The organism is Nonomuraea marmarensis (assembly GCF_043197025.1).
GTDB lineage: Bacteria > Actinomycetota > Actinomycetes > Streptosporangiales > Streptosporangiaceae > Nonomuraea > Nonomuraea marmarensis.
In genome coordinates this window covers 104,837-126,993 of record NZ_JBICRM010000015.1, presented here as the reverse complement: position 1 = coordinate 126,993, position 22,157 = coordinate 104,837, and the positions used below count along the sequence as shown (strand labels likewise).

22 protein-coding genes are annotated in these 22,157 nt (G+C 69.8%); 16 read left to right on the top strand and 6 right to left on the bottom strand.

What is annotated here, in order from left to right:
- Positions 1 to 38: 38 nt before the first annotated feature.
- From ACFLIM_RS24830 to ACFLIM_RS24820, 3 genes are all read left to right on the top strand, one after another.
- Positions 39 to 857 (top strand): PIG-L deacetylase family protein, encoded by an 819-nt coding sequence (locus ACFLIM_RS24830; protein WP_393169265.1) that lies wholly within the window; start codon positions 39 to 41, stop codon positions 855 to 857.
- Between the two features lie 49 nt (positions 858 to 906).
- The gene (locus ACFLIM_RS24825) at positions 907 to 1,968 is read left to right on the top strand and encodes a lysylphosphatidylglycerol synthase domain-containing protein (protein WP_393169263.1); all 1,062 of its coding nucleotides are present in this window, start codon (positions 907 to 909) and stop codon (positions 1,966 to 1,968) included.
- Between the two features lie 78 nt (positions 1,969 to 2,046).
- The gene (locus ACFLIM_RS24820; RefSeq protein ID WP_393169261.1) at positions 2,047 to 5,442 is read left to right on the top strand and encodes a BTAD domain-containing putative transcriptional regulator; all 3,396 of its coding nucleotides are present in this window, start codon (positions 2,047 to 2,049) and stop codon (positions 5,440 to 5,442) included.
- Here ACFLIM_RS24820 and ACFLIM_RS24815 read toward each other — a convergent pair.
- Positions 5,411 to 5,926: a hypothetical protein gene (locus ACFLIM_RS24815; protein WP_393169259.1), complete on the bottom strand. Its 516-nt coding sequence runs from the start codon at positions 5,924 to 5,926 to the stop codon at positions 5,411 to 5,413. The genes ACFLIM_RS24820 and ACFLIM_RS24815 overlap by 32 nt on opposite strands.
- A gap of 133 nt (positions 5,927 to 6,059) precedes the next feature.
- Between ACFLIM_RS24815 and ACFLIM_RS24810 the strand changes: the two genes are divergently transcribed.
- On the top strand, positions 6,060 to 6,575 hold the full coding sequence (locus tag ACFLIM_RS24810; RefSeq protein ID WP_393169258.1) for a DedA family protein: 516 nt from the start codon (positions 6,060 to 6,062) through the stop codon (positions 6,573 to 6,575).
- A gap of 13 nt (positions 6,576 to 6,588) precedes the next feature.
- Here ACFLIM_RS24810 and ACFLIM_RS24805 read toward each other — a convergent pair whose 3' ends face one another.
- A complete protein-coding gene (locus tag ACFLIM_RS24805; RefSeq protein ID WP_393169256.1) occupies positions 6,589 to 6,804 on the bottom strand; it encodes a YegP family protein in 216 nt (71 codons plus the stop codon).
- Positions 6,805 to 6,944: 140 nt separating this feature from the next.
- On the opposite strand from ACFLIM_RS24805, the gene ACFLIM_RS24800 reads away from it, so the two are divergent.
- The gene (locus ACFLIM_RS24800) at positions 6,945 to 7,751 is read left to right on the top strand and encodes a D-alanyl-D-alanine carboxypeptidase family protein (protein ID WP_393169254.1); all 807 of its coding nucleotides are present in this window, start codon (positions 6,945 to 6,947) and stop codon (positions 7,749 to 7,751) included.
- A 15-nt stretch (positions 7,752 to 7,766) separates the two neighbouring features.
- Here the strand turns inward: ACFLIM_RS24800 and ACFLIM_RS24795 are convergent, their stop codons facing one another.
- Positions 7,767 to 8,288 (bottom strand): hypothetical protein, encoded by a 522-nt coding sequence (locus tag ACFLIM_RS24795; protein ID WP_393169252.1) that lies wholly within the window; start codon positions 8,286 to 8,288, stop codon positions 7,767 to 7,769.
- Positions 8,289 to 8,331: 43 nt separating this feature from the next.
- Here ACFLIM_RS24795 and ACFLIM_RS24790 point away from each other — a divergent pair, with 43 nt between their 5' ends.
- On the top strand, positions 8,332 to 8,538 hold the full coding sequence (locus ACFLIM_RS24790; protein ID WP_393169250.1) for a hypothetical protein: 207 nt from the start codon (positions 8,332 to 8,334) through the stop codon (positions 8,536 to 8,538).
- Between the two features lie 197 nt (positions 8,539 to 8,735).
- Positions 8,736 to 9,017 (top strand): hypothetical protein, encoded by a 282-nt coding sequence (locus ACFLIM_RS24785; RefSeq protein WP_393169248.1) that lies wholly within the window; start codon positions 8,736 to 8,738, stop codon positions 9,015 to 9,017.
- A gap of 4 nt (positions 9,018 to 9,021) precedes the next feature.
- Here ACFLIM_RS24785 and ACFLIM_RS24780 read toward each other — a convergent pair whose 3' ends face one another.
- The 3 genes from ACFLIM_RS24780 to ACFLIM_RS24770 form a co-directional block, all read right to left on the bottom strand.
- Complete coding sequence (locus tag ACFLIM_RS24780) at positions 9,022 to 9,459, bottom strand: group II truncated hemoglobin (protein WP_393169247.1); 438 nt, start codon at positions 9,457 to 9,459, stop codon at positions 9,022 to 9,024.
- A 71-nt stretch (positions 9,460 to 9,530) separates the two neighbouring features.
- Positions 9,531 to 10,340, bottom strand: coding sequence for a TrmH family RNA methyltransferase (locus ACFLIM_RS24775; RefSeq protein WP_393169245.1), 810 nt, complete (start codon positions 10,338 to 10,340; stop codon positions 9,531 to 9,533).
- The gene (locus ACFLIM_RS24770) at positions 10,333 to 11,103 is read right to left on the bottom strand and encodes a DUF4184 family protein (protein ID WP_393169243.1); all 771 of its coding nucleotides are present in this window, start codon (positions 11,101 to 11,103) and stop codon (positions 10,333 to 10,335) included. The genes ACFLIM_RS24775 and ACFLIM_RS24770 overlap by 8 nt, the downstream gene beginning before the upstream one ends.
- Before the next feature lie 260 nt (positions 11,104 to 11,363).
- On the opposite strand from ACFLIM_RS24770, the gene ACFLIM_RS24765 reads away from it, so the two are divergent.
- The 9 genes from ACFLIM_RS24765 to ACFLIM_RS24725 all read left to right on the top strand — a co-directional run bounded on the left by ACFLIM_RS24765 (position 11,364) and on the right by ACFLIM_RS24725 (position 21,382).
- A complete protein-coding gene (locus tag ACFLIM_RS24765; RefSeq protein WP_393169241.1) occupies positions 11,364 to 11,918 on the top strand; it encodes a hypothetical protein in 555 nt (184 codons plus the stop codon).
- A 201-nt stretch (positions 11,919 to 12,119) separates the two neighbouring features.
- Entirely contained in the window at positions 12,120 to 13,889 is a 1,770-nt protein-coding gene (locus tag ACFLIM_RS24760) for a substrate-binding domain-containing protein (protein ID WP_393169239.1), read from the top strand.
- A 108-nt stretch (positions 13,890 to 13,997) separates the two neighbouring features.
- Positions 13,998 to 15,560, top strand: a complete 1,563-nt coding sequence (locus ACFLIM_RS24755) for an RNA polymerase sigma factor (protein WP_393169238.1) — start codon at positions 13,998 to 14,000, stop codon at positions 15,558 to 15,560.
- A gap of 286 nt (positions 15,561 to 15,846) precedes the next feature.
- Positions 15,847 to 16,215: a hypothetical protein gene (locus ACFLIM_RS24750; protein ID WP_393169236.1), complete on the top strand. Its 369-nt coding sequence runs from the start codon at positions 15,847 to 15,849 to the stop codon at positions 16,213 to 16,215.
- Between the two features lie 119 nt (positions 16,216 to 16,334).
- Positions 16,335 to 17,342, top strand: coding sequence for a GNAT family N-acetyltransferase (locus ACFLIM_RS24745; protein WP_393169234.1), 1,008 nt, complete (start codon positions 16,335 to 16,337; stop codon positions 17,340 to 17,342).
- A gap of 142 nt (positions 17,343 to 17,484) precedes the next feature.
- Positions 17,485 to 18,318: a glycosyltransferase family 2 protein gene (locus ACFLIM_RS24740; RefSeq protein ID WP_393169232.1), complete on the top strand. Its 834-nt coding sequence runs from the start codon at positions 17,485 to 17,487 to the stop codon at positions 18,316 to 18,318.
- A 13-nt stretch (positions 18,319 to 18,331) separates the two neighbouring features.
- On the top strand, positions 18,332 to 19,273 hold the full coding sequence (locus ACFLIM_RS24735; RefSeq protein ID WP_393169230.1) for a glycosyltransferase family 2 protein: 942 nt from the start codon (positions 18,332 to 18,334) through the stop codon (positions 19,271 to 19,273).
- Entirely contained in the window at positions 19,270 to 20,073 is an 804-nt protein-coding gene (locus ACFLIM_RS24730) for a polysaccharide deacetylase family protein (RefSeq protein WP_393169228.1), read from the top strand. Before ACFLIM_RS24735 ends, ACFLIM_RS24730 begins: the two co-directional genes overlap by 4 nt.
- Positions 20,066 to 21,382, top strand: a complete 1,317-nt coding sequence (locus tag ACFLIM_RS24725; protein ID WP_393169226.1) for a lipopolysaccharide biosynthesis protein — start codon at positions 20,066 to 20,068, stop codon at positions 21,380 to 21,382. The genes ACFLIM_RS24730 and ACFLIM_RS24725 overlap by 8 nt, the downstream gene beginning before the upstream one ends.
- Positions 21,383 to 22,157: the final 775 nt, after the last annotated feature.

The following is a 22,157-nucleotide window of genomic DNA, read 5'->3' as shown; positions in this document are numbered from 1 at the left end:
GTGAAAGATCCGCACCCCTCCCAGACTAATCTGGGCGTGTGCCTCCACGTACCGCTGTGTTCTTCCATGCCCATCCCGACGACGAGGCCCTGCTGACGGCGGGCACCATGGCGATGCTCGCGGCCGAGGGGCACCGGGTGGTGCTCGTGGTGGCCACCGCGGGCGAGCGCGGCCTGGCCGAGATGGAGCCGGGCGAGGCGCTCGGCGAGACCAGGCTGAAGGAGCTCTACACGTCGGCCGCGCTGCTGGGCTGCGCCCGCGTCGAGTGCCTCGGCTACGGCGACTCGGGGCTGCGGCCCAAGGGCGGCATCGCGGAGGAGCGGCCCGACAACGCCTTCATCGACGCCGACTCCGAGAAGGCGGCCAAGGCACTGGCCGCGATCCTGCAGGAGGAGGACGCCGACCTGCTGGCGATCTACGATCCGGCCGGCGGCTACGGGCATCCCGACCACGTGCAGGTGCACCGGGTGGGCAAGCGGGCGGCGAAGATCGCGGGCACGGAGATCGTCCTGGAGGCGACGGTCAACCGCGATCCGCTGGTCCGGCTGCTGCGGCTGGCGGGCCGGTTCTACAAGTTCCCGCCGGAGTTCGACGTACGGACGTTCGAGAGCGCGTACTCGTCGAGCGAGACGATCACCCACCGGGTCAATGTCCGGAAATATGCGAAACAGAAGCGAGCGTCCATGGCCGCGCACGCCTCCCAGGCCAGCGGCGGCGACAGCGACCGCACGCTCGCCGTCATGCTCAAGGTCCCCCGCCCTCTCTACCGCCTGGTCTTCGGCACCGAATGGTACGTCCGCCGCGACCTTCCCCCAGGCACCCGCCTGACTCATCCCTTCGACCGGTGGCCCAAGTAATCCCGCAGAACGACGAGGCCCCGGCCATAACCCGGCAGACTGGACCCCGATGAAGAACAAGTGGCTCCAGATCACCCTCTCCGTGCTCTCGCTCGGGCTGGCCGTGCTGCTCGTGGTCTACCTGCCGCAGATCGTGCGCACGCTCACCGGCAAGCCCGTCTCCTGGGCCGAGATCGGCAGGGTGTTCGGCACGCTCAGCGGCGGCGAGATCGCGCTGATGGCCGCGTTGTGGCTGCTGAGCCTGCTGGCCTACACGTTCGTGCTGACCAACTCCCTGCCCGGACTCAACAACCTGCAGGGCCTCACACTCAACGCGGCGGGCAGCGCGGTGAGCAACCTGCTGCCGTTCGGCGGGGCGGTGGGGGTGGCGGTGTCGTTCGCGATGACCAGGGGCTGGGGTTTCGCCAACCGGTCGATCGTGGTCATGGCGCTGGTCAGCGGCATCTGGAACACGTTGTTCAGGTTCATCCTGCCGGCCGTCGGGATCGTCGCGCTGCTGATCGCGGGGAAGGCGGCCACCCCGCAGATCGCCGGGGCGGGCTGGACGGGGGCCATCTCCATCCTCGTGCTCTGCACGATCGTGGCCGTCGCCCTCTACTGGGACCGCGCCGCCACCGTGCTCGGCCGCGCGCTCGACGGCATCGCCCGCCTGCTGCGGCTGAAGATCCACGCCTCCGAGGCGTTCCACAAGCTGCGCGCCGACACCGCCGGGGTGGTCAGGAGCAGGTGGCCGGGGCTGTCGCTGGGCATGGTGTTCTTCCTCGGCTTCCAGTGGTCGATCATGGCGGTGTGCCTGCATGCCACCGGCGCCTGGCCGGGGCTGGCCCAGTCGATCGCCGTCTTCGCCCTGTCACGCGTGCTCACCAGCGTCCTGCTCACGCCGAGCGGCGCGGGGATCATGGAGGGCGGGGTGGTGCTCCTGCTCACCGAGGGCTTCGGCGTGGGAGTCGCTCCCGCGACCGCGAGCGCATTGCTTTTCGGCTTCTGGACTTACACTATCGAGATCCCGTTCGGCGGCCTGGCTCTGGGCGCATGGGCGCTCCTGCGCAGGCGCAACGGCCGGAACGCCGACGCGGAGCCCCCGTCCGCGATCTCGAAGGCCACCCGGTGACAATCCCAAACCCCTCACGTGCTAATCAACCACGGGCCTTGTGCGTGATTCATAGGCCCGCATAGCGTGGCGGCTGACATGGTGGCGTTCCGAGTTCTGGGGCCAGTCGAGGCGTACGAATCTGACGACGAACTCGACCTCGGCGGGTTGCGGCAGCGGGCCGTCCTCGCCCGACTCCTCGTGGCCAGGGGTCAGGTCGTGCCGGTTGACACACTTCTCTACGATCTGTGGGACGACGACGCGGCCAAGGGCGCGCAGTCGGGCCTGCAGGTCTACATCTCGCGCCTGCGCCGGGTGCTGGAGCCGGGCCGGCCGCGCGGCGGGCCCAACCGGCTGCTGGTGACGGTCGCGTCCGGCTACGCCTTACGGGTGGCCTCCGACCAGGTCGACGCGCTCAGGTTCGAGCAGCTCGTACGCGCTGCCGGCGAGCACCTCGAGGAGGGCGACCCGCAGTCCGCCCGCGGCCGCCTGGAAAAGGCGCTGGGCCTGTGGCGCGGCACGCCTTACTCCGACTTCGCCGACCAGCAGTGGGCCGAGGCCGAGGTCAACCGGCTGGCCGAGCTGCGCGTCGTGGCCCGCGAGCGGCGCGCCGACACCGGGCTGCGGCTCGGCCTGCACGCCGAGACCGTGCCCGACCTGGAGGCGCTCACCACCGAGCACCCGCTGCGCGAGGAGGGCTGGCGGCTGCTGGCGCTCGGCCTCTACCGCTGCGGCAGGCAGGGCGACGCGCTGGCCGCGCTGCGCAGGGCCAGAAACATGCTGGCCGACGAGCTCGGCATCGACCCCGGGCCCGCGCTGCGCAAGCTGGAGTCCGACATCCTGGCCCAGGCGCCCGAGCTGGAGCTGGTCGTTCTCGCGCGACCCCCGAGGCCCGCGCCGGTCACCGACACCTGGCCGCCCAGGCCGGCCGCGCCCGTCGAGCCGCCGCCGCTGGAGCCGGAGCCGTTCGTGGGCCGTGACGCCGAGCTGGCCAGGCTGACCACGACGGCGTCGCGCACGGGCCGGTTCCAGGTCGCGATCGTCACCGGGGTCGCGGGCGCGGGCAAGACCACGCTGCTGCGCCAGCTCGGCGGCAAACTGGCCGGCGACGGCTGGATCACCGCCTCCGGCGCCTGCCCCGACTCCAGCGCCACGCCGCCCGGCTGGGCGTGGGTGGAGATCCTGCGCACGCTCATCGGCATGACGGGCGCGGGCGAATACGCCCAGCTGCTCGCGCCGCTGCTCGACGACGCCGCCCCAGACCCCGACGAGGACGAGGTGTCCGGCGGTTTCCGCCTGCACCGCGCGGTCGGCGGCTACCTGGCGGGGGTCGCGCGCAGGTCGCCGGTGCTGCTGACGCTCGAAGACCTGCACTGGGCCGACGACCAGACGCTCGCCCTGCTGCGCGCCCTGCCGAGCCTGCTGGCGACCAGCCGGGTGCTGCTCGTGGTGACGTGCAGGGAGAGCGAGCTCGACGACCGCCAGTCCGACGTGCTGGCCGCCCTGGCCCGGCTGGGCCCGGTACGCGTGGGCCTGTCGGGGCTCGACCCCAAGGCCGTGGCCGAGCTGGTCAAGGCCACCTGCGTACGCGAGATAGAAGAGGATGCGGTCGAGTCGATCGTCGAACGCACCGGCGGCAACCCGTTCTTCGTCCGCGAGACCGTGCGCCTGCTCGACGCGGAGGGCGCGGCCGACCGGGCCAGCGCGACCGAGGTGCTCTCGCAGGTGCCGTCCGGGGTACGCGACGTGTTGCGGCGGCGCATCTCGCGGCTGCCCGCGGGCGCGCAGCAGATCCTGCTGCAGGCCGCGGTGATCGGGCGCGACGTCGATCTCGACGTGCTGGTCACCGTGGCGGGCGACGAGGAGTCGGTGATCGAGGCCGTCGAGGCGGCGCTGCTGGCCGGGCTGGTGACCGAGCCGGGGCCCGGGCTGCTCAGGTTCGACCACGACCTGGTGCGCGACACGATCTACTCCGACGCCTCCAGGCTGCGCCGCACCAGGCTGCACGCGGCCGTGGCGGCGGTGATCGAACAGCGCACGCCGTCCGACGTGGCGGCGCTGGCCCACCACTACTTCCTGGCCGACGCGGCCGAGAAGGCGGTCCACTACGCGGGGCTGGCGGCCGAGCAGGCCGAGCGGCGCTTCGCCCACCGCGAGGCGGCCACGCTGTGGGAGCAGGCCATCGCGGCGTTCGATCGCTCGCGCAACGAGGAGCAGGGCAGCGAGCAGGAGCCGGAGCGCGCCAAGGAGCGGCTGCGGCTGATGTTGCGCCAGATCAGGGCGCTGGCCCTGTGCGGCGACATGACGGCGGCCAGGCTGCTGCGGCGCCAGGCCATGGACGCCGCGCTGCCGCTGGGCGACCTGGAGATCACCGCGAAGGTGGCGGCCTCGCTGGCCGTGCCGCACAAGGGCATGGCCCGGGACTTCACCCGCACCGCGTGGGAGATCGTGGACGTCACCGAGAAGGCGCTCATCGAGCTGCCCGCGGGCGAACAGCGGCTGCGGGCCAGCCTGCTGACGACGCTCGCGCTGGAGCTGGAGGGCTCCTCCTCGCCCGAGCGGGGGCGGCAGGCCTCGCTCGAGGCGCTGGAGCTGGCCAGGCAGAGCGGCGACCCGGCGCTGATCGCGGCGGCGCTGAGCGGGCGGCTGCGCCAGTCCTACGACATCCCCGCCGTGGACACGCGCGAGAGCATCGGCAGGGAGCTGCTGGAGGTCGCACAGCGCTCGGGGCAGATGGCCACGCAGGCGCTGGCGCACCTGGTGTTGCTGGAGTGCGCGGCGGCCAGGGGCGAGTTCACGGTCGCCGACGAGCACGCGGCCGCCGCCGACCAGCTGGCCAAGCAGTACGACCTGTCGGCGCCCGCCGCGGTCGTCGTCTGGTACGCGGGCCAGCGGCTGATGATCGCCGGCGACTACGAGGGCGCGGAGCGGGCCTACCGCGAGGCCGCCAGGATGACGGCGCGGGCGGGCATGCTCGAAGGCCGCCAGGACCTGCCGCTGATCACGACGTTCTGCCTGCACCTGGTGGCCGGCCGGGCGGCCGAGACGGTCGACCGGCTGTCCGCGGCCCACCTGCGCGGCGCCAAGTGGACGCTCGACGCCTACGCGCTGGCCCTGGCCTCGGCCGGGCACCTCAACGACGCCAAGGCCGTGGCCGCCACCCGGCCGCCGGTGCGGCCCGACTTCCTCTACGAGCTGGCGATGACCTGGCGGGCCCTGGCCGGCATGCTGCTCGACGACCGGGAGCGGATGGTCGACTGCTACGACAAGCTCAAGCCGTTCGCCGACCGGGTGGCGGGCGCGGGGACCGGGGTGGTGGCGCTGTGGCCGGTGGCGCTGACGCTCGGCGACCTCGCCGTGCGCCTGGGGCAGCCGGACGCCGCGCGTGACCACTACAAGAAGGCTCTGGAGGTGGCCGAGCGGGTCGGCGTGCCGCGCTGGGTGGAGGCGGCCCGGCAGTCGGTCAGCAGCTCACCTGGAAACGGTCGCTCTTGACGACCTTGGTGTCCTCGATCGACAGCTCGACGCGGTACCAGCCGGCGTTGCCCGAGACCTGGGGCCGCCACTCGACGGTCTCCGTGGCGCCCGCGAAGCCGTCGTAGTCCACCAGGTACGTGCGCCACGTCTTGGTGGCCGGGCTCCAGCGGGCGAGCCGCCAGCCGTACGAGACGGACTGGCCGGGCTCGGCGTTGACGACGCTGCGGGCCACGTACGACTTGGCGCAGCTCGCGGTGCCGCCGGTCAGGACGCTGACGGTGATCTTGCCCGCCTTGGCGGGGGCGACCGTGGCCTGGGCCGGGGCGGTGATGGGCACCTCGCGGGCCGACAGGGTGATCGTGCCGGTGGGCTCGGTCGCGGAGCTGGCGTTACTGTAGGCGGAGAAGCCGACGTACGCGCTGGTGAAAGCGAGGGCGGCCACGAAGAGCTTGGCCGCGTTCGCGGTGCCACTGGCCAGGACGGCTGCGCTTCTCGTGGTCATCTTCAACACCCCTTTTGCTCACCCATAGAGTGGGTCAGGGTGGTTGAGTCCTGGTTGTCGGCCGGTTGCACCTTTTGCCGGGGGCTTGCAAGCCGATAAGGTAAGGCTGACCTAAGCGTCGGAGGGGTGGGGGATGATCGACATTGCCGATCCCACGCGGCCGTTCTGGCTCGGCCTGCCGTACTGGCTGGTGGGCGCCGTCCTGATCCTCGCCCTGTTCGGCGCGTTCCAGGTGTACTACTGGGTCGGCCGCAAGCTGGGCGAGAGGCTCTACGACTCGCGCGTCGGCGTCAAGCTGGGCCGCGAGCGCATCGCGAAGATCGAGCGGGTCGTCGAGAAGTGGGGGGCGCTGGCCGTCTACGGGTGCTTCTGGGTGCCCATGTTGCGGCACACGCTGCCGTGGGTGGCGGGAGCGCTGCGCGTGTCCTATCCCTGGTACGTCGTCGCCAGCGCGCTGGGCTGCCTGACCTGGGCGCCGATCTGGTGGTTCGGGCTCACGGCGATCGTGTGGGGGTGGCTGGAGCTGGCCGCGCAGTCGCCGGTCACGGCGGGGGTCGTGGCCGTGGTGGCGGTGGCCGGCGTGTCGTGGTTGGTGGTACGACGCAGGCGGAAGCGGCGCGCCACCGAGGAGAAGGCCCTGGTCTCCTAGCCCTACCTGCCGTTCAGGCCCGGCCGCTCTGGTCGTGGACCCTGAGCTTGCCGCTCTGGTCGTCGATCGTGGCCTCGGGGGCGTTCCTGCGTACCGTCTCGATGCCGTTCACGCAGGCGACCTTGGTCGGGAAACCCTCGCCGACCGCGAGTGTCTGCCCGTTGTTCGCGACGAGCGCGAAACGGAACCCGCCCCGCTCGTCCTGGCTGATGATGAACCTGCCTGCCATGGCCGCCGCCCCCCGCCATATCGGATCTATGATTGATTTACCCCCATCTGATGGTGCCTTACGGCCGAGTTCGGCAAACGGACCCTTGATCTCCTGACACCATGTTTGCCATGCGCATTGGGGGTTTCATTAGCTCTGCCGTGCTCGCACTGGTTGTGGGGGTGTCCTCGCCGGCCATGGCCGCGGACGCTCCGAAGGTGGGGGCCACGTCGGCGTACGTGATCGATTCGGCCGGAACGGTCCACTTCAGCCAGCGGGAGACGCGCCGGGCTCCGGTCGCGAGCCTGGTCAAGGTCATGACGGCCTACGTCGTGCTCCGCGAGGCCCGGCTGAGCGACACGGTCACGATCACCGCCACCGACGTCAAGTACGCCGCCGACGACGGCGCCGCCACGGCGGGGCTGAAGAAGGACGAGCGCCTCACGGTCAGGGACCTGCTCTACGGGCTCATGCTGCCCTCGGGCGCGGACGCGGCCAACGCCCTGGCCCGGCGGTACGGGCCCGGCAAGACGGCCTTCGTCGCCAAGATGAACCGCACCGCCCGCTCCCTCGGCCTGACCGACACCCGCTACACCAACCCGGACGGCATGCCCACGCCGGGCAACGGCGGCTACTCGACGGCCGTCGACCAGGCCAAACTGGCGCAGCGGGCGCTGGCGAGCAGCACGTTCAGGACCGTGGTCGGGAGCAAGGTCCACAAGGTGAGCAAGTCGGCGGCGCACCGGGCGCACACCTGGCGCAACTTGAACAAGCTGCTGTCACGGGCCGACGGGGTGCTGGGGGTGAAGACCGGCTACACCCGTGCGGCCGGGTACTGCCTGCTGTTCGCGGGCGAAAGGCACGGCAGGCGGGTGGTGGGCGTGCTGTTGGACGACGCCGACGAGGGCCGCTTCACGACGGCCGAGCGGCTCCTCGACTACGCCGGGGAACAGATCGCGGGCGGCTGACCGGCGGCGGCGCCGCTAGCCGAAAGTGATGCGGCCGTCGCCGGGCAGGGCGCTCATGCCCTGCGTGGCGCAGCCGAGCAGGGCCGTGGCGGGCGTGATGCCGCCGCGGACGCGCTCGTCCGAGAGCGGGCCCGCCGTGACCGTGCCGGTGAGCAGGCTGTCGGCCGGGCTTTGGGTGGCGAGCTGGTTGGCTCTGATGCGGAGTTCGGAGGTGCCGACGGGGCGGCCGGTCGCGCCGAACCAGGTGATGACGGCGTTGCCGCGGACGTGCCGCGCGCTGGTGCACGAGGCCTGCGCGGTGGCCTTCACGGTGACCCAGCCCGAGCGCAGGTAGGTGGCCGAGCCGTCGGGCGACACGCAGCCGGTGAGCTGGAGGTTGCCGTGGGCGGTGACGCGCTGGGGGGTCAGGCCGACCCGGGGGGTGAAGGTCAGCGGCCGGCCCGACGGGGTGGCGACTTCACAGGCGAGGGCGGACGGCCGGGCCGGGCTCTGCGGAGCCGTCACGGTCGCGATGGCGATGATCCAGGCCAGGTGCATGAGGCCCTCCGGCCGATGCTACGGGTAATCAATCTGTCACATTATGCAGCATCACATCGTACGGCACACCGGATCGAGGCGGTCCGCGGTCCACCTGAGCGAGTGCGCCAGACGTACCCGGACCGTGTCCTACGCCTTCTCCCGGCCCGACCAGCTCAGCGACGGGCTGAGGCGGCGGATCCTCGAGGTGGCCGACGAGCTCGGCTACGCGGGGCCCAATCCGACCGCTCGGTCGCTCCGGCTGGCTTGACGGGGTCAGCCCAGCAGGAGCATGAGCGCCGCCACGGCGGAGACCGCGACGGTGCCGCCGTGCATCCCGTACGAGAGGGCTGGGGAACTGCCTGAGCCGGCCTTGGCGTGAACTTGTGGTGATTTCCCGCTGTGGAGCCGGTCACCGAACGATTTGGTGGGTAGGGTGAGGCCCCACCCCTCCCGAAGGACAACCTCATGGCGCAATTCATCGAGGTCCGTACGACGATCGAGGGTCACGAGAAGGCGGCCGAACTCGCGCACGGCATCCTCCGCGCGGGCCTCGCGACCTCGATCGACATAACCGAAGTGCCGCACCCCGCCGATGAGACGGCCTGGGAGCTCACCCTCATCACGACGGAGCGCCAGGCCCCCACCCTCGAACGCCACATCAGGGAGACCGGCTGCCCCATCGTCAGCCGGCCGGTCACCCACGACATCGACAACTACCCCGACTGGCTCACCGACGGCCAGTCCTGAACGCCTACTCCCACCCCCAGCGGGGCACCTCCCGCAGGGGGTGGAGCTGGTCGTCGGTCTCGGCATGGGAGTTCTGCATCGCCACCTCGCTGCCGAACTCCACATGGGACCGCAGCGCCGCCCTGAACGGCTCATCGTCGGGCAATCCGGCCTGGTCGGCGGCAGCCAGGTACAGCTCGATGAACCGCAGCCGCTGCTCCTCATTGATCTTCAGGCCCCGGTGGGCGTCGATGAGCAGCGGGAACCCGCCCATCTCCCGGGAGAACGTGTCGGGACCGCCGAAGGTCTCGGCCGTGAAGGCGGCCAGGTTGCCGATGTGGCTCGGCCTGCCCTCGCCGAAGAGCGGCTGGAGCATCGGGTCGGCCAGGAGGCTGCGGTAGAAGATCTCGATGAACTTGCGGAGGCCTTCTTCGCCGCCCGCGTGCTCGAATAACGTTTCCATGATTACAGCATTACACGCCTGGTGGAGGGCGTACCAGACCTACTTTCGGGCGATGGCGACCGATGGTTGGGCTATTTCGCCCGCATTAGACCATGGCAGGCGACCGCGGCGGCGGCCACCACGTTCAACGAGTCCACACCCGCCGCCATCGCCGCCGCGCTCATCGGGATGCACACCGCCTCATCGGCCTCCTCCAGCCAGTGAGACGACAGCCCGTCGCCCTCGGCACCCAGCAACAGCGCCACCCGATCCCTCGTCTTGACCGCATCTATAGGGGTGGCCCTCTGATCCGGAGTCAGGGCCAGCGTCTGGTAGCCCGCCTCCCTCAGTTGCGAGAGCCCGGCGTACCAGTCGTCCATGCGCGCGTACGGGATCGAGAACACCGCGCCCATCGACACCTTCACCGCACGCCGGTACAGCGGATCCGCACACCGAGGCGACAGGACGATCCCGTCCACCCCCAGCGCGGCAGCCGACCTGAAGATCGCCCCGACGTTGGAGTGGTCGACCAGGTCCTCCAGGACGAGCAGGCGCCGGCCCCCGCCCTTGAGCAGGGTTTCGACGGCCGGGAGCGGGAGGCGTTCCATTGAGGCCAGGGCCCCGCGGTGGATCTGGAAGCCTGCTATGCCGGACATGATCTCGTCGCTCGCCACGTAGACGGTGGCGTCCCCGAGGACGTCCTCCAGCGCGGTCAGCCAGCGTCGCGTGGTCAGGACCGAGCGGATCGGGTAGCCGGTGCCGATGGCCCGCCTGATCACCTTCTCGCCCTCCGCCAGGAACAGGCCGCGCGAAGCCTCCAGGCTCTTGCGCAGCTCCGTGTCCCGCAGCCGCGTGTAGTCGGACAGGCGCGGGTCGTCCGGGTCGGTTACGAACTCAAGCACCTTCCGATACTGCCATGCGCCGCCTGACCTGCCAGACCGCCGCATAGCCGGCGAGGACCAGGCACAGGCCGATCAGCGTGCCCGCGCCGGTCTTGGTGATCACGCTGGGGAGGCCCAGCTGCGGGCTGGGCTCGTCCACCAAGGGCCAGAGAAACGCGCCCGCGACAACGCCGATCGAGCAGAAAGCCGTGACGACCCACCGCACGCGCGGGCTGAGCTTCAGGCGGTCCGGTACGGGCGCCGCGGCCATCCGGGACAGGCCGCGCCAACCCCACCACAACACGATGGCCAGCCCGATCACGGACGAGACGTATTGGAGGAGGCGGAAGAGTCTGATCACGCCGAAGACGGATACGGATAGCCAGGCGCCCCATTCCATCGGAGCGGTGGAGTGGGTGAAGGAGTCCCACAGGACGTGGGAGGCGGCGCCCACGACCGCGCCGAGCACCATGGGCACGAACCTGAGCCGGGAAGGGGTCAGGAGGGCGGCGCGGCCGGCCAGGGACGGTGGGAGCAGGGAGATCAGCGGGTCCCTGAAGACGCCGTGGAACAGGGGCAACAACACCAGCACAGCGGCCAGGTCGATGGTGACCACGCCGAGCCAGGAGTGCCAGTTGCCGTAGTCGGGCAGGAACGGCAGGAAGATCGGCAGGTCAGGGACCATCGCCCCCAGCGCCAGCGCCCACGGATCGAGGTACCTGCGGACGCGCGGCGAGGCCATCAGCGGCACCATCGCGGCCATATGACTCGGCGTGAACGGCACGAATCCCTCCCCCTGGCCGATCTTCCCTCATCACGAATCCCGCCCCCTGGCGGATCCTCGCTCAATTATCCGGGGAAGCTTGACCGTCCTTTGCCGCCGCCCGACAGAGTTACGGTGAGTAGTGGGTACTGTACGTATCGCTGTCGACGGCCGGATAGCCGGGAATTCGGGGGTTCATGGTGCCTGACCAGCGGATTCATGAGCGTCCGGCCGCGTCAGCCGACTGGTTGCGCGCCGCGCGCAAGGCCCGATCGCTCTCCGTGATCACACTGGCCTGGCTGGGCGTGGAGAGCACGCTCGGCCTGGCCGCGGGACTGGCCGCGCATTCCGTGGCGCTGATCGGGTGGGGGTTGTCGGCGCTGGTGGAGGCGGCGGCCAGCCTGATCGTGGTGTGGCGGTTCACCGGCGCCCGTACGCTCTCGCCGAGCGCGGAGAACACCGCCAGGCGGGCGGTCGCGGTGAGCTGCTGGTTGCTGGCGCCCTATCTCGTCGTTCACGTGGCGCACGACCTGGACGCGGGGCATCGGGCCGTGCCGAGCGTGCTGGGGATCGTGGTGACGTCCTTCAGCCTGATCAGCATGCCGATGCTGGGGATGGCCAAGCGGCGGCTCGGCCTGCGGCTGGCGTCCGCGGCCACGGCCGGCGAGGGGACGCAGAACCTCATCTGCGCGGCGATGGCGGCGGGCGTGCTGGCCGGTTTGTGGCTCAACACCGTGGGCTGGTGGTGGGTCGATCCGGCGGTGGCGGTGGCTCTGGCGGCGGTCGCCGTACGCGAGGGAAGCCGGGCCTGGCGCGGTCACGCGTGCTGCCATTGAACGCAACACGCGTAGCACTCGTACCATTGATAAACGCGACACTGCGGTCACGCCTTTCACCCATAGGCGTAACACTGGGTAATCATCGCATCAAATGGGCTGTTTTCCCACACTGACCGCACCGAGTATCGTTCCCGGAGTATTGCGGAGCATCTCCCGCTAGGGTCTCCGGAAGGTCTCAAGCACACCTAAGAGGACATCGTGGGGCGACACCGCACAGACGAGCTCGACGGCGGATACCGAGCGAACGAACCCCCACCCCGCAGGCGGTCCCGTGGCCGCGGCAGGGTGCTCGTACCGCTGGCCGGGGCCGTGGCCCTGGCCGTACTCCTCGGTGTCGCCGCGTTCGTGATCTTCAATCGCGACCATGACTGCTCGGGCGGCAAGCTGGCGCTGCGCGTCGTCGCGACCCCCGACATCCAGCCCGCGCTCAGCAAGATCGCCGGCAGGTACAACAAGGCCATGCACTCGATCGACAGCAAATGCGTCGAGGTGGCGGTGGCCAAGGAGGCGGCGGCCAAGACCGCGAACGGGCTGGCCGCGGGCAAGGTCACCGCCGACTTCTGGGTGGCCGACTCCAGCCTTCTCCTGGAGAGCGTGCGCAAGACCCCGGCGGGCGGCGCGCTGCCGCAGTCGGAGGGCTCGGTCGCCGCCTCCCCCGTCGTGCTGGCGGCGGCCAAGTCGGCCGCGTCGAAGCTGGCCTCCAGCCTCCAGCCGAGCTGGGTCAGCATGATCGCGGCGGCGAACGTGGCGAACGTGGACGGGCCGGGCCGGAAGGTACGCGTGCTCGCCCTCGACCCGCAGAAGAACTCCGCCGGCCTGGCCGCGCTGCTGGCCGCCGCGGGCATGGCCAAGAAGGCGAAGCAGGACCAGGCGCTGGTGGGTGCGCTGAAGGAGCTGTCCGGCCAGCTCGCGTCCGACCCGACGGCGCTGCTGGCCAGCCTCACCGTGAAGTCGGGCAGCAGGGTGCCGGTCGGCGTCACCTCCGAGCAGGCCATCTACGCCCACAACACGAAGAAGCCGGAAGCGCCGGTGGTCGCGCTCTATCCGAAGGAAGGCACGCTGAGCCTGGACTACCCGGTCACGATCCTGGCCAAGGATCCGGCGGTGCTCAAGGCGGCGGCGGACTTCAAGCAGGACCTCACGACGGAGTCGGCCAAGAAGACGCTGCGCGACGCCGGTTTCCGCAGCTCGGACGGCAAGGCGGGCGACGCGTTGTCCAAGGACAAGGGGTTCACGCCCGAGACGCCGCAGGCGCTGCCGCCGCCCGACGGCGCGACCGTGGCCAGGATGGTGCAGACCTGGTCCAGGCTGAACCTCGGCAGCCGGCTGCTCACCCTGCTCGACGTCTCGGGCACGATGGCGCTGCCCGTGCCGGGCACGAACATGACCCGCATCCAGGCCATCAACAAGATCGCCACCGAGGGTCTCGGGCTCTTCCCCGCCGACTCCGAGCTCGGTTTGTGGACGTTCTCCACGCATCTGGACGGCAAGGGCAAGGACTGGAAGGAGCTGGTCTCCGTCGGGCCGGCCAGTGAGTCCATCAACGGGGTGCTCCGCAAGGAGCAACTGGTCCGGACGTTCGCCCAGATCCAGGCCAAGGCCACCGGCGACACCGGGCTGAACGACACGGTCAAGGCGGCCTACACGGAGCTGACCAAGACGTACCAGGAAGACAAGATCAACACCCTGTTGATCCTCACGGACGGCGCGGGCAACGACGACCCCGACGGCGGCGTCAAGAACGCCGAGATCCTGCAGTTCCTGAAGAAGACGTACAACCCGAAGCGGCCCATCAGCATCCTGCTGATCGCGTTCGGCCCGGAGGCCGAGAAGGGCAAGCAGCAGATGGACGCGCTGGCCAAGTCCACGGGCGGCGAGGCGTACATCGCCAAGAACATCCTCCAGGTACGCGACTTCTTCCTGCAGGGCATGGAGCGCCGCCTCTGCTCGCCCAACTGCGACGGGTGAGCCGCGCCCCCATGCCTGTTCGGCATGGGGGGCGAACCTGCCTGAATGAGGCGGCGTCCTCTCCGCGTGGGGCTTGAGTGCCTTGTCCTACCTGCGGGGAGGGAATCCGTGCCTGGATGGCCGACGGTCGGTCGCGCCGACGATCACGAGCTCGTTGAGGCTCTGCGGCGCGCGGATACCGACGCTCCCGCCAAGCTGTACGACTCCTACGCCGAGCGGTTGCACGACTACGCCTATTCCCTCTCCGGCGGAGAGGGAGACGTGGCGGCGGACGCCGTACACGATGCCCTGGTCACCGCGCAGGGGTGCGTGGACCGGCTGAAGGAGCCGGGCCGGCTGCGGGCCTGGTTGTACGCGCTGGCCAGGTTCCAGGTGCGGGCCAGAATGGCGCACAGGAGCGGGACCCCCGCCGACGGCCTGCCGCTGCCGGCGCTGGAGGAGCAGGACGACCCCGAGCTGGCCGACCTCGTCCACGAGACGCTGGGCGAGCTGAGCGAGAACGAGCGCGAGGTGCTGGAGCTCTCGCTGCGCCACGGCCTGATCCCTTCCGAGGTGGCCGCGGTGCTCGGGCTGACCTCGCGACAGGCGGCGGCCCGACTCGGCAGGGCGCGCGACCACCTGGAGAACGCCGCCGCGGCCGTGGTGCTGGCCAGGACAGGGCGGGCGCACTGCCCCGACCTGTCGGCGATGGTGGACTCGTGGGAGGGGCCGCTCACCCCGCTGCTGCGGCGGCGGTTGTCCGGGCACATCGGCGGATGCGAGGTGTGCACCGAGGGGCGGCACCGGCAGGTCTCGGCCGGGCGGCTGCTGGACATGGTGCCGGTCGCGTTCCCGGCGATCTCGTTGCGCCGCCGGATGATCGACACGTGCGTCAGCCCCGAACGCGACCAGACCCGTACGCTGATCATGGACCGGGGGGACAACTTCGACCGGGCGGGGTTCCCTGTGGCCGTCGAGCGCCGCTCGCGCCGGCGCCGGCCACGTCGCCTGGCGCCGGTGGTGCTGGCGGGCGCGTGCGTGCTGGCCGCGACCGGCGCCATGGTCGTGATCAACGGCCGCGGCGCCTCCAACAGCACCGCCCTGCGGCTCGCCCCCTCCCCCACGCTCTCCCTGGAGGAGGAAAGTCCGACGCCTGAGCCGGCGGTCGAGTCGGACGACCTCACGCCGTCGCCGACGCCGACCCCGAGCCTCACCCCACCCGGCAGGGTCACGCCGACCGGGCGGCCGGCCGCCGGACGGCCGAGCACCAGGCCCGCCGCCGAGCCCACGGCCTCCCGCCGCAGGCCCGCGCCGGGCGCCCGGCTCGGCACTGCGTGCCCGCAGGCGATCGACGGCGTGGCCAGGATCGGGCTCAGCGCCCGCAACGCCTCCGTCTCCTGGGTCGCGACCGCCTCGCAGGGGCTGGACGTGTACCCGGCGAGCGGGTCGATCAAGTCCGGCGGCTCCGTGCAGATCTGGGTGACGGTCCTCGACCCGAACGGCTCCGGCAGCGGCCGCGTCTCCTTCACCTCGAACGGCGGCACCGCCACCTGCTCGCTGTCCTGGCACGGCGGCACTCCCCAGACGTCCGAGCCGCCCGGCGACGAGCCCACGGCCTCCCCTGAGCCGACCGCGCCGCCCAGCGACGCGCCGCAGACCTCATCCGTGGACAGCGAGCCCCTGAACGAGTAAAGCTCGCCTCAACTCACAGTCGATCCACAGATTGAGACGACAAACAGGGATAAATAGGATCCTGGCTCGAAGAGACTAGGCCACATAGGGCATTCTGGTGTGCTTGGGGGCCGCATCGGGGCCGGAGACCACTTGACCGTGTGTTGGAACTCACACGAGAAATCTCTGCCTACCGGTAAACCGGAGCGCGCCGCCAAGCGTCGGCATTGACGTGTCCAGGCGGGATTGGTCCCATGAACTGCGATCAATCGCGCTTTTACCAGGAAGAGCAGGAGAGAAACAGGAGATGCTCAAGCACCGCAGAGCGCTGGCATGGTTGCTGGCGCTCGCCTGCATAGCGGGAGCGGCGGTCGCGTTGTTCGACATAGAGACGCCGCTGCGCCCGTTCTTGATCTCTCTGTTCCTTCTGGTGGTCCCAGGGGCAGCAGTGGTGGGACTGTTGCGTGATCGTGATCCCCTTGCCGCACTATCAGTAGGAGCCGCGGCAAGTCTCGTGCTGAACGTGCTCCTCGCCCAGGCGATGCTGCTCTTCGGCGCGTGGTCGCCCCGGGCGGGTGTGGCGACGGTCGCCGTGCTCGGAGGGTTCATGTACGTGCTTCGCGTGTTGTACCGGGGGAAGAGCATGCAGACCGAACAGGGGGCCAGGGCAAGGTGAACATCCAGGTAGTTCGGCCGGGAGAGCTCGGAGGCTCCGAGCGGGCCCGGTGGCGGGAGCTGCAGAAGGCCGACCCGAGTCTGGACAACCCGTTCCTGTCGGTCGAGTTCGCCGTGGCAATGGACCGCTTGCGCGACTACGTGAGGGTGGCGGTCATCTCCGACGGGAGCGGCATCACGGGATTCTTCCCGTACGAGCGGCACAGCTTCGGCATCGGCAAACCGCTCGGCGGCTTCCTCACTACGTGTCACGGTTTAATCTCGATTCCGGATCTGAAGCTCGACGCGAAGGCCCTGCTGCGGGCGTGCAAGCTCAGCGTGTTCGACTTCGATCACCTGGTGGCGGGGCAGCCGACGTTCGCCCCTTACGAGACGGACGTGCGCCCGGCGCCGGTGATGGACTTCACCGCCGGATTCGAGGCCTGGATCGAGCAGGTCAAGGCCAACTCGCCGAAGAACCTCAAGACGGTGCGCTACAAGGAGCGCAAGCTCGGCAGGGAGCAGGGCGGGCTGCGCTTGGAGTGGGCGTCGGCCGACCCCGAGGTGCTGCGCACGCTGCTCAACTGGAAGTCCGACCAGTATCGAAGAACTGGCCGGGTGGACAGGTTCGCCCAGCCGTGGATCGTCGAATTGACGGACATGATGCATGCCGAAAAGTCATCGGACTTCGCGGGCGTGCTCACCATGCTTTATGCCGGGGACGTGCCGGTGGCCGGGCATTTCGGCCTCCGCACGGCCACCACGCTTGTAGGGTGGTTCCCCGCCTACGACACCGAGTTCGCCCGCTATTCGCCGGGCATCGTCCATCACCTGCAGATGGCCGAGGCCGCCGCGCATGACGGGCTGCACATGGTCGACATGGGCAAGGGCGGCAAGGAGTACAAAGACTGGCTCAAGAGCGGGGTCCTGTACGTTGCCGAAGGCCGCATCTCGAGACCGTCCGCGACGGCGGCGGTCCACTGGATGGGCCGAACTCCTTTCAACAAAGCCCGAACAATTGTCATGGATCGGCCGTCTCTCTATAGAGCGGCTGACCGTGTCCTCAAGGGCTTCGGTCGGGTGCGCACTTCAGTGCAACAGCAGGAGTCACCCAACGCAGTAGCGAAAGAACCAACGGGAGCAGGCTGAGCGCTCCCGAGTCCCGGCACACCACCCTCACAGCACAGGACCCTTCAATGCACCGTTCACCGGCTTCGCCATTCCCGCAGCACCCGGGAGTGGCTCCGTCCGGACCGCAGCAGGGCGGGGTCCCGGAAGGATTTCCCTCGCCATGAGTCCCGAGATAACCAAGCACAACGGCAAGCTCCCAGGCGCGCCCCTGCGGTCGATGCCGCCGCCTTCGAGCTTCACGCCCGTCACGCCGCACCTGGCCATTTCCCCCACGGTGAGCGTGGTGGTGCCGGCGATGAACGAGGCCGAGAACCTGCCCCACGTGTTCGCCACGCTGCCGCAGTGGATCGACGAGATCGTGCTCGTCGACGGCAACTCCGTGGACGACACGGTGGCCGTGGCCAAGCGGCTGCGGCCCAACGTGAAGATCGTCACGCAGACCGGCAAGGGCAAGGGCGACGCCCTGGCCGCCGGTTTCGCCGCGTGCACCAGCGACATCATCGTGATGATCGACGCCGACGGCTCGACCGACGGCCACGAGATCATCTCGTTCGTGGGCGCGCTGGTGACGGGCGCCGACTTCGTCAAGGGCACGCGGTACGCCCCCGGCGGCGGCAGCGACGACCTGACGCTCAACCGGCGCCTCGGCAACAAGGTGCTGACCGGGATCGTCAACGTGATGTACCGCACCCAGTACACCGACCTCTGCTACGGCTACAACGCCTTCTGGGCCCGTCACCTCGACGTGCTCGACCTCGACTGCGACGGCTTCGAGGTGGAGACCCTGATGAACGTGCGCGCGGCCAAGGCCGGGCTGAAGGTGCACGAGGTGCCGAGTCACGAACGCAACCGCATTCACGGCGAGAGCAACCTGCGCGCCGTACGAGATGGCTTCCGCGTGCTCAAGACCATCCTGAAGGAGTGGCGTCGCCAGCCCTCTCCTCCGCAGCCTGAGCCGACAGCCACTCCCGCCGCTGACCGAGGCGTCGCATAAAAAAAGGACCGTTGTGAACACGTCTGTTGTCATCTGCGTCTACACCGACGAGCGGTGGGAGGACATCAGGCAGGCAGTCGAGTCGGTCGAGAACCAGACACGCCCGGCACACGAGCTGATCCTGGTGGTCGACCACAACCCGGACCTGCACCTCAAGCTCAAGCACGCATATCCACAGGCCATTGTGGTGGAGAACACGCACGAGCAGGGGCTCTCCGGGGGCAAGAACACCGGCGTGGCCACGGCCAACGGTGAGATCGTCGCGTTCTTGGACGACGACGCGGTCGCCGATGCCGGGTGGCTGGAGGCTTTGGAGGAGGGCTTCCAGGAATCCGGTGTGGTGGGCGTGGGGGGTCGTACCGAGCCGTTGTGGGCGTCTTCGCGGCGCCCTCGGTGGTTCCCGTACGAGTTCGACTGGACGGTCGGGTGCACCTACCGCGGCATGCCCGCGGTCAGGGCGCCGATCCGCAACGTGATGGGCGGCAACGCCGCCTTCCTGCGTGATGTCGTGTCCGAGGTCGGCGGGTTCCACAGCGGCATCGGGCGCAGCGTGCAGGGACGCAAGTCGCGCCCGCTGGGGTGCGAGGAGACCGAGTTCTGCATCAGGCTGAGCCAGCGCAAGCCGGGCTCGGTCATGCTGTTCGAGCCGCGCGCGATGATCGGGCACAAGGTGTCCAGGCAGCGCGAGCGGTTCGCCTACTTCAGGTCCAGGTGCTACGCGGAGGGGCTGTCGAAGGCCCTGGTGACGCAGGAGGTCGGCACCCAGGACGGGCTGGCCAGCGAGCGGGCGCACGCGCTCAAGACGCTGCCGCTCGGCGCGCTCCGGGGTGTCGGCGAGTCTCTGCGGGGCGACCTGGGCGGGCTCGGCCGGGCCGCCGCGATCGTGATCGGGCTGACCTGGACGACCTGGGGTTATGTGGTGGGTTCCGTACGGCTGAAGGCGGCACGCTCATGATCCGGGTCCCGATCCTGATGTACCACTCGGTCACCGACAACCCGACCGAGGAGACCAGGCCGCATTCCGTCCGGCCCTCCGACCTGGCCGAGCAGCTCGCGTACCTGTCGGAGAGCGGTTTCACCCCGCTCACGCTGGGTGACCTGGTGGCCTCGCTGAACAAGAACAACGGGCGCTCGGTGCCCGACAAGCCGATCGTGGTGACGTTCGACGACGGCTACGCCGACTTCCACAGCCACGCGCTGCCGCTGCTCGAACGCTACAACTTCCCCGCCACGGTCTTCCTGACCAGCGGCTGGGTGTCCGACGCGGGCAAGGACGCGGCGGGCAGGCCGCTGGACGACATGTTGTCCTGGGGCCAGGCCCGCGAGGCCGCGCAGACCGGCATCGAGATCGGCGGCCACAGCCACAGCCACCCCCAGCTCGACCAGCTCCGCATCGAGGAGCTGCGGCAGGAGCTGCGCAAGAACAAGGGCCTGCTGGAGGAGAAGATCGGCGCGCCGGTCGCCACCATGGCCTACCCCTATGGCTACTCCAGCGCCCGCGTGCGCCGCGAAGTGCGCAAGGCCGGATATTTCGCGGCTTGTGCCGTGAGCAACACCATCGCCGCCGACCGCCACGACATGCTCGCCATCCCCCGGTTGACGGTCGGCAAGGGCACGACCGTCAACATGTTCAAGCGCGCCGTAGAAGGCAACGCCGTACCGCTCATCTACCTGCGCGAGCGCATCCTCACCAAGGGGTACGCGGTCGTGCGCAGGACGAGGTACGGGCTGCAGCGGGTGCGCAGAAATGTCTAGGATCTGGGGGAAGATCCTCGTCGACCTCCGCAACCCGCTGTTCCGCCAGGGCTACTCGCTCATGGCGAACACCGTCATCACCGGCGTGCTCGGCATGGGCTACTGGCTGCTGGCGGCCCACTACTACACGCCCGAGGAGTTCGGCCGCGGGCAGGCGGTGATCACGGCGATGCGGCTGTTCGCGTCGCTGACCGCGCTGGGCTTCGTGGGCGCGCTCGCCCGCTACCTGCCGGTGGCGGGCCGCCGCACGCCCGAGCTGATCCTGCGCGGGTACGGCCTGGCCGCCGCCACGGGCGGAGTCGCCGCCGTCGGCTTCCTGCTGACATTACCGCTGTGGGGTCAGACGTACTCGGTGCTGGCCGGGTTCGGGCCGGGGCTGTTCTTCCTGGCGTCCGTGGTGGTGTGGGCCGTGTTCACGCTGCAGGACGTGGTGCTGACCGGGCTGCGCAAGGCCACCTTCGTACCCCTGAACAACCTCGTCTTCGGCGTGGTCAAGATGGGGTTGCTGGTCGCCCTGGCGGGCGCGCTGCCCACCGGCGGGATCTTCGTCTCCTGGGTCATCCCGACCGCGCTGGCGCTGATCCCGGTGAACTGGCTGATCTTCGGCGTAGTGGTGCCCAGGCACGTCAAACAGGCCGACGCCGAGGCCGAGCCGCCACGGCTGCGCGAAATCGGCAGGTTCCTGGCCGGTGACTTCCCCGGGACCTTGTCGATCCTGGCGATCGTCTATCTCGTGCCCGTGGTGATCGCCACGCAGGTGGGCGAGGCCACGTTCGGGCGCTTCTCGATGGCGCACACCCTGGCCAGCATGATCGAGCTGCTGGCCATGAACATGGCGGTGTCGCTCACCGTCGAGGGTTCCTTCGACCGTGCCCGCCTGGCCGAGAACAGCAAGCGGGCGCTGCGGCGAGCCTTCATGATCGTCACGCCGATCATCACGGTGGCCATCCTCGGGGCGCCGCTGATCCTGACCATCTTCGGGTCCGACTTCGCCGCGGAAGGCACGTTGTTGTTGCGGCTGATGGCGCTGGCCGTGCTGCCGCGGGTGCTGATCGAGGTCTACCTGAGCGCGCTGCGGGCACAGAGCAAGGCGCGCACGCTGGCGGTCGTGCAGATCGGGCTGGCGGTGCTGGTGCTGGTCTCCACCGTGGTGCTGTTCCCGTTCGCCGGGGTGAACGCGGTGGGGTTCGGGTTGCTCTTCAGCGAGCTACTCGTGGCACTTTTGATCTTCGGAAATCTACGCAAGATTCTCAACTTTGGCGAAACCGGTAGACCGACTGTCACCCAGGGGTCGTCCGGGGCTTCATGATGGTCAACGTGAGGCAACGGGACGACGATGGCATGACAACGGGGATCACCGGCTCCTCGGATGTGCGCGGGGACAAGGAGGAGTCAGACGTGCCCTTCGATCCGGACGCTACCGGGGTCATCCCGAGGCTGACGTTCGAATCCCCTCCCGAGCCGGAGGACTCCGGCTCGGCTGAGGGCACTTCGAAGGGTGCTTCGGACGATGCCTCGAAGGGTGCATCGGAGGCCGGCTCGAAGGGGACTTCGGACGGTGCTTCGGAGGAGGGCGGCGAGCCCAACGCGGACACGACGACGGCCTTCCGGCTGGCTGGGTCCGTACACATCGGGCATCCGCCTGCCGTGGACGAGGGGTCGGATCCCACCTCGACCGGCGGGACCGTGCCCACGCCCGTGCAGCGGCCGGGCACGCGACCACAACCGTCCAGCGGCGCCCAGCCGTCCGGCACAGGCCAGCCGCCCGTTGGGGGCCAGGCGTCCGTTGGGGGCCAGGCGTCCGTTGGGGGCCAGGCGTCGGGCGGGGCGCGGCCGTCCGGCAGGCCTCAGCCGGGTGCGCGGCCGCAACCAAAGAGCGGCGCGCAGCCCGCCGGTCGGCCGCAACCGGCTGGCGGCGCGCAACCTGCTGGCGGTGCGCAACCTGCTGGCGGGCCGCAACCAGCGAGTGGGCCGCAACCGGCCAGTGGGTCGCGGCAGGTCGCCGCGCAGAAGGCCGATGGCGGGAAGCCGGGTGCGGTCGCATCCAAGGCCACATCGCCCACGGGCGCGCCTGCCACTGCTCC

Bases quoted from the DNA above. Each gene is read 5' to 3' on its own strand.
- ACFLIM_RS24825 (WP_393169263.1), top strand. From the start codon at position 907: ATGAAGAACAAGTGGCTCCAGATCACCCTCTCCGTGCTCTCGCTCGGG.
- ACFLIM_RS24820 (WP_393169261.1), top strand. From the start codon at position 2,047: ATGGTGGCGTTCCGAGTTCTGGGGCCAGTCGAGGCGTACGAATCTGAC.
- ACFLIM_RS24815 (WP_393169259.1), bottom strand. From the start codon at position 5,926: ATGACCACGAGAAGCGCAGCCGTCCTGGCCAGTGGCACCGCGAACGCG.
- ACFLIM_RS24810 (WP_393169258.1), top strand. From the start codon at position 6,060: ATGATCGACATTGCCGATCCCACGCGGCCGTTCTGGCTCGGCCTGCCG.
- ACFLIM_RS24805 (WP_393169256.1), bottom strand. From the start codon at position 6,804: ATGGCAGGCAGGTTCATCATCAGCCAGGACGAGCGGGGCGGGTTCCGT.
- ACFLIM_RS24795 (WP_393169252.1), bottom strand. From the start codon at position 8,288: ATGCACCTGGCCTGGATCATCGCCATCGCGACCGTGACGGCTCCGCAG.
- ACFLIM_RS24790 (WP_393169250.1), top strand. From the start codon at position 8,332: ATGCAGCATCACATCGTACGGCACACCGGATCGAGGCGGTCCGCGGTC.
- ACFLIM_RS24785 (WP_393169248.1), top strand. From the start codon at position 8,736: ATGGCGCAATTCATCGAGGTCCGTACGACGATCGAGGGTCACGAGAAG.
- ACFLIM_RS24780 (WP_393169247.1), bottom strand. From the start codon at position 9,459: ATGGAAACGTTATTCGAGCACGCGGGCGGCGAAGAAGGCCTCCGCAAG.
- ACFLIM_RS24750 (WP_393169236.1), top strand. From the start codon at position 15,847: ATGCTCAAGCACCGCAGAGCGCTGGCATGGTTGCTGGCGCTCGCCTGC.
- ACFLIM_RS24745 (WP_393169234.1), top strand. From the start codon at position 16,335: ATGGACCGCTTGCGCGACTACGTGAGGGTGGCGGTCATCTCCGACGGG.
- ACFLIM_RS24740 (WP_393169232.1), top strand. From the start codon at position 17,485: ATGAGTCCCGAGATAACCAAGCACAACGGCAAGCTCCCAGGCGCGCCC.
- ACFLIM_RS24730 (WP_393169228.1), top strand. From the start codon at position 19,270: ATGATCCGGGTCCCGATCCTGATGTACCACTCGGTCACCGACAACCCG.
- ACFLIM_RS24725 (WP_393169226.1), top strand. From the start codon at position 20,066: ATGTCTAGGATCTGGGGGAAGATCCTCGTCGACCTCCGCAACCCGCTG.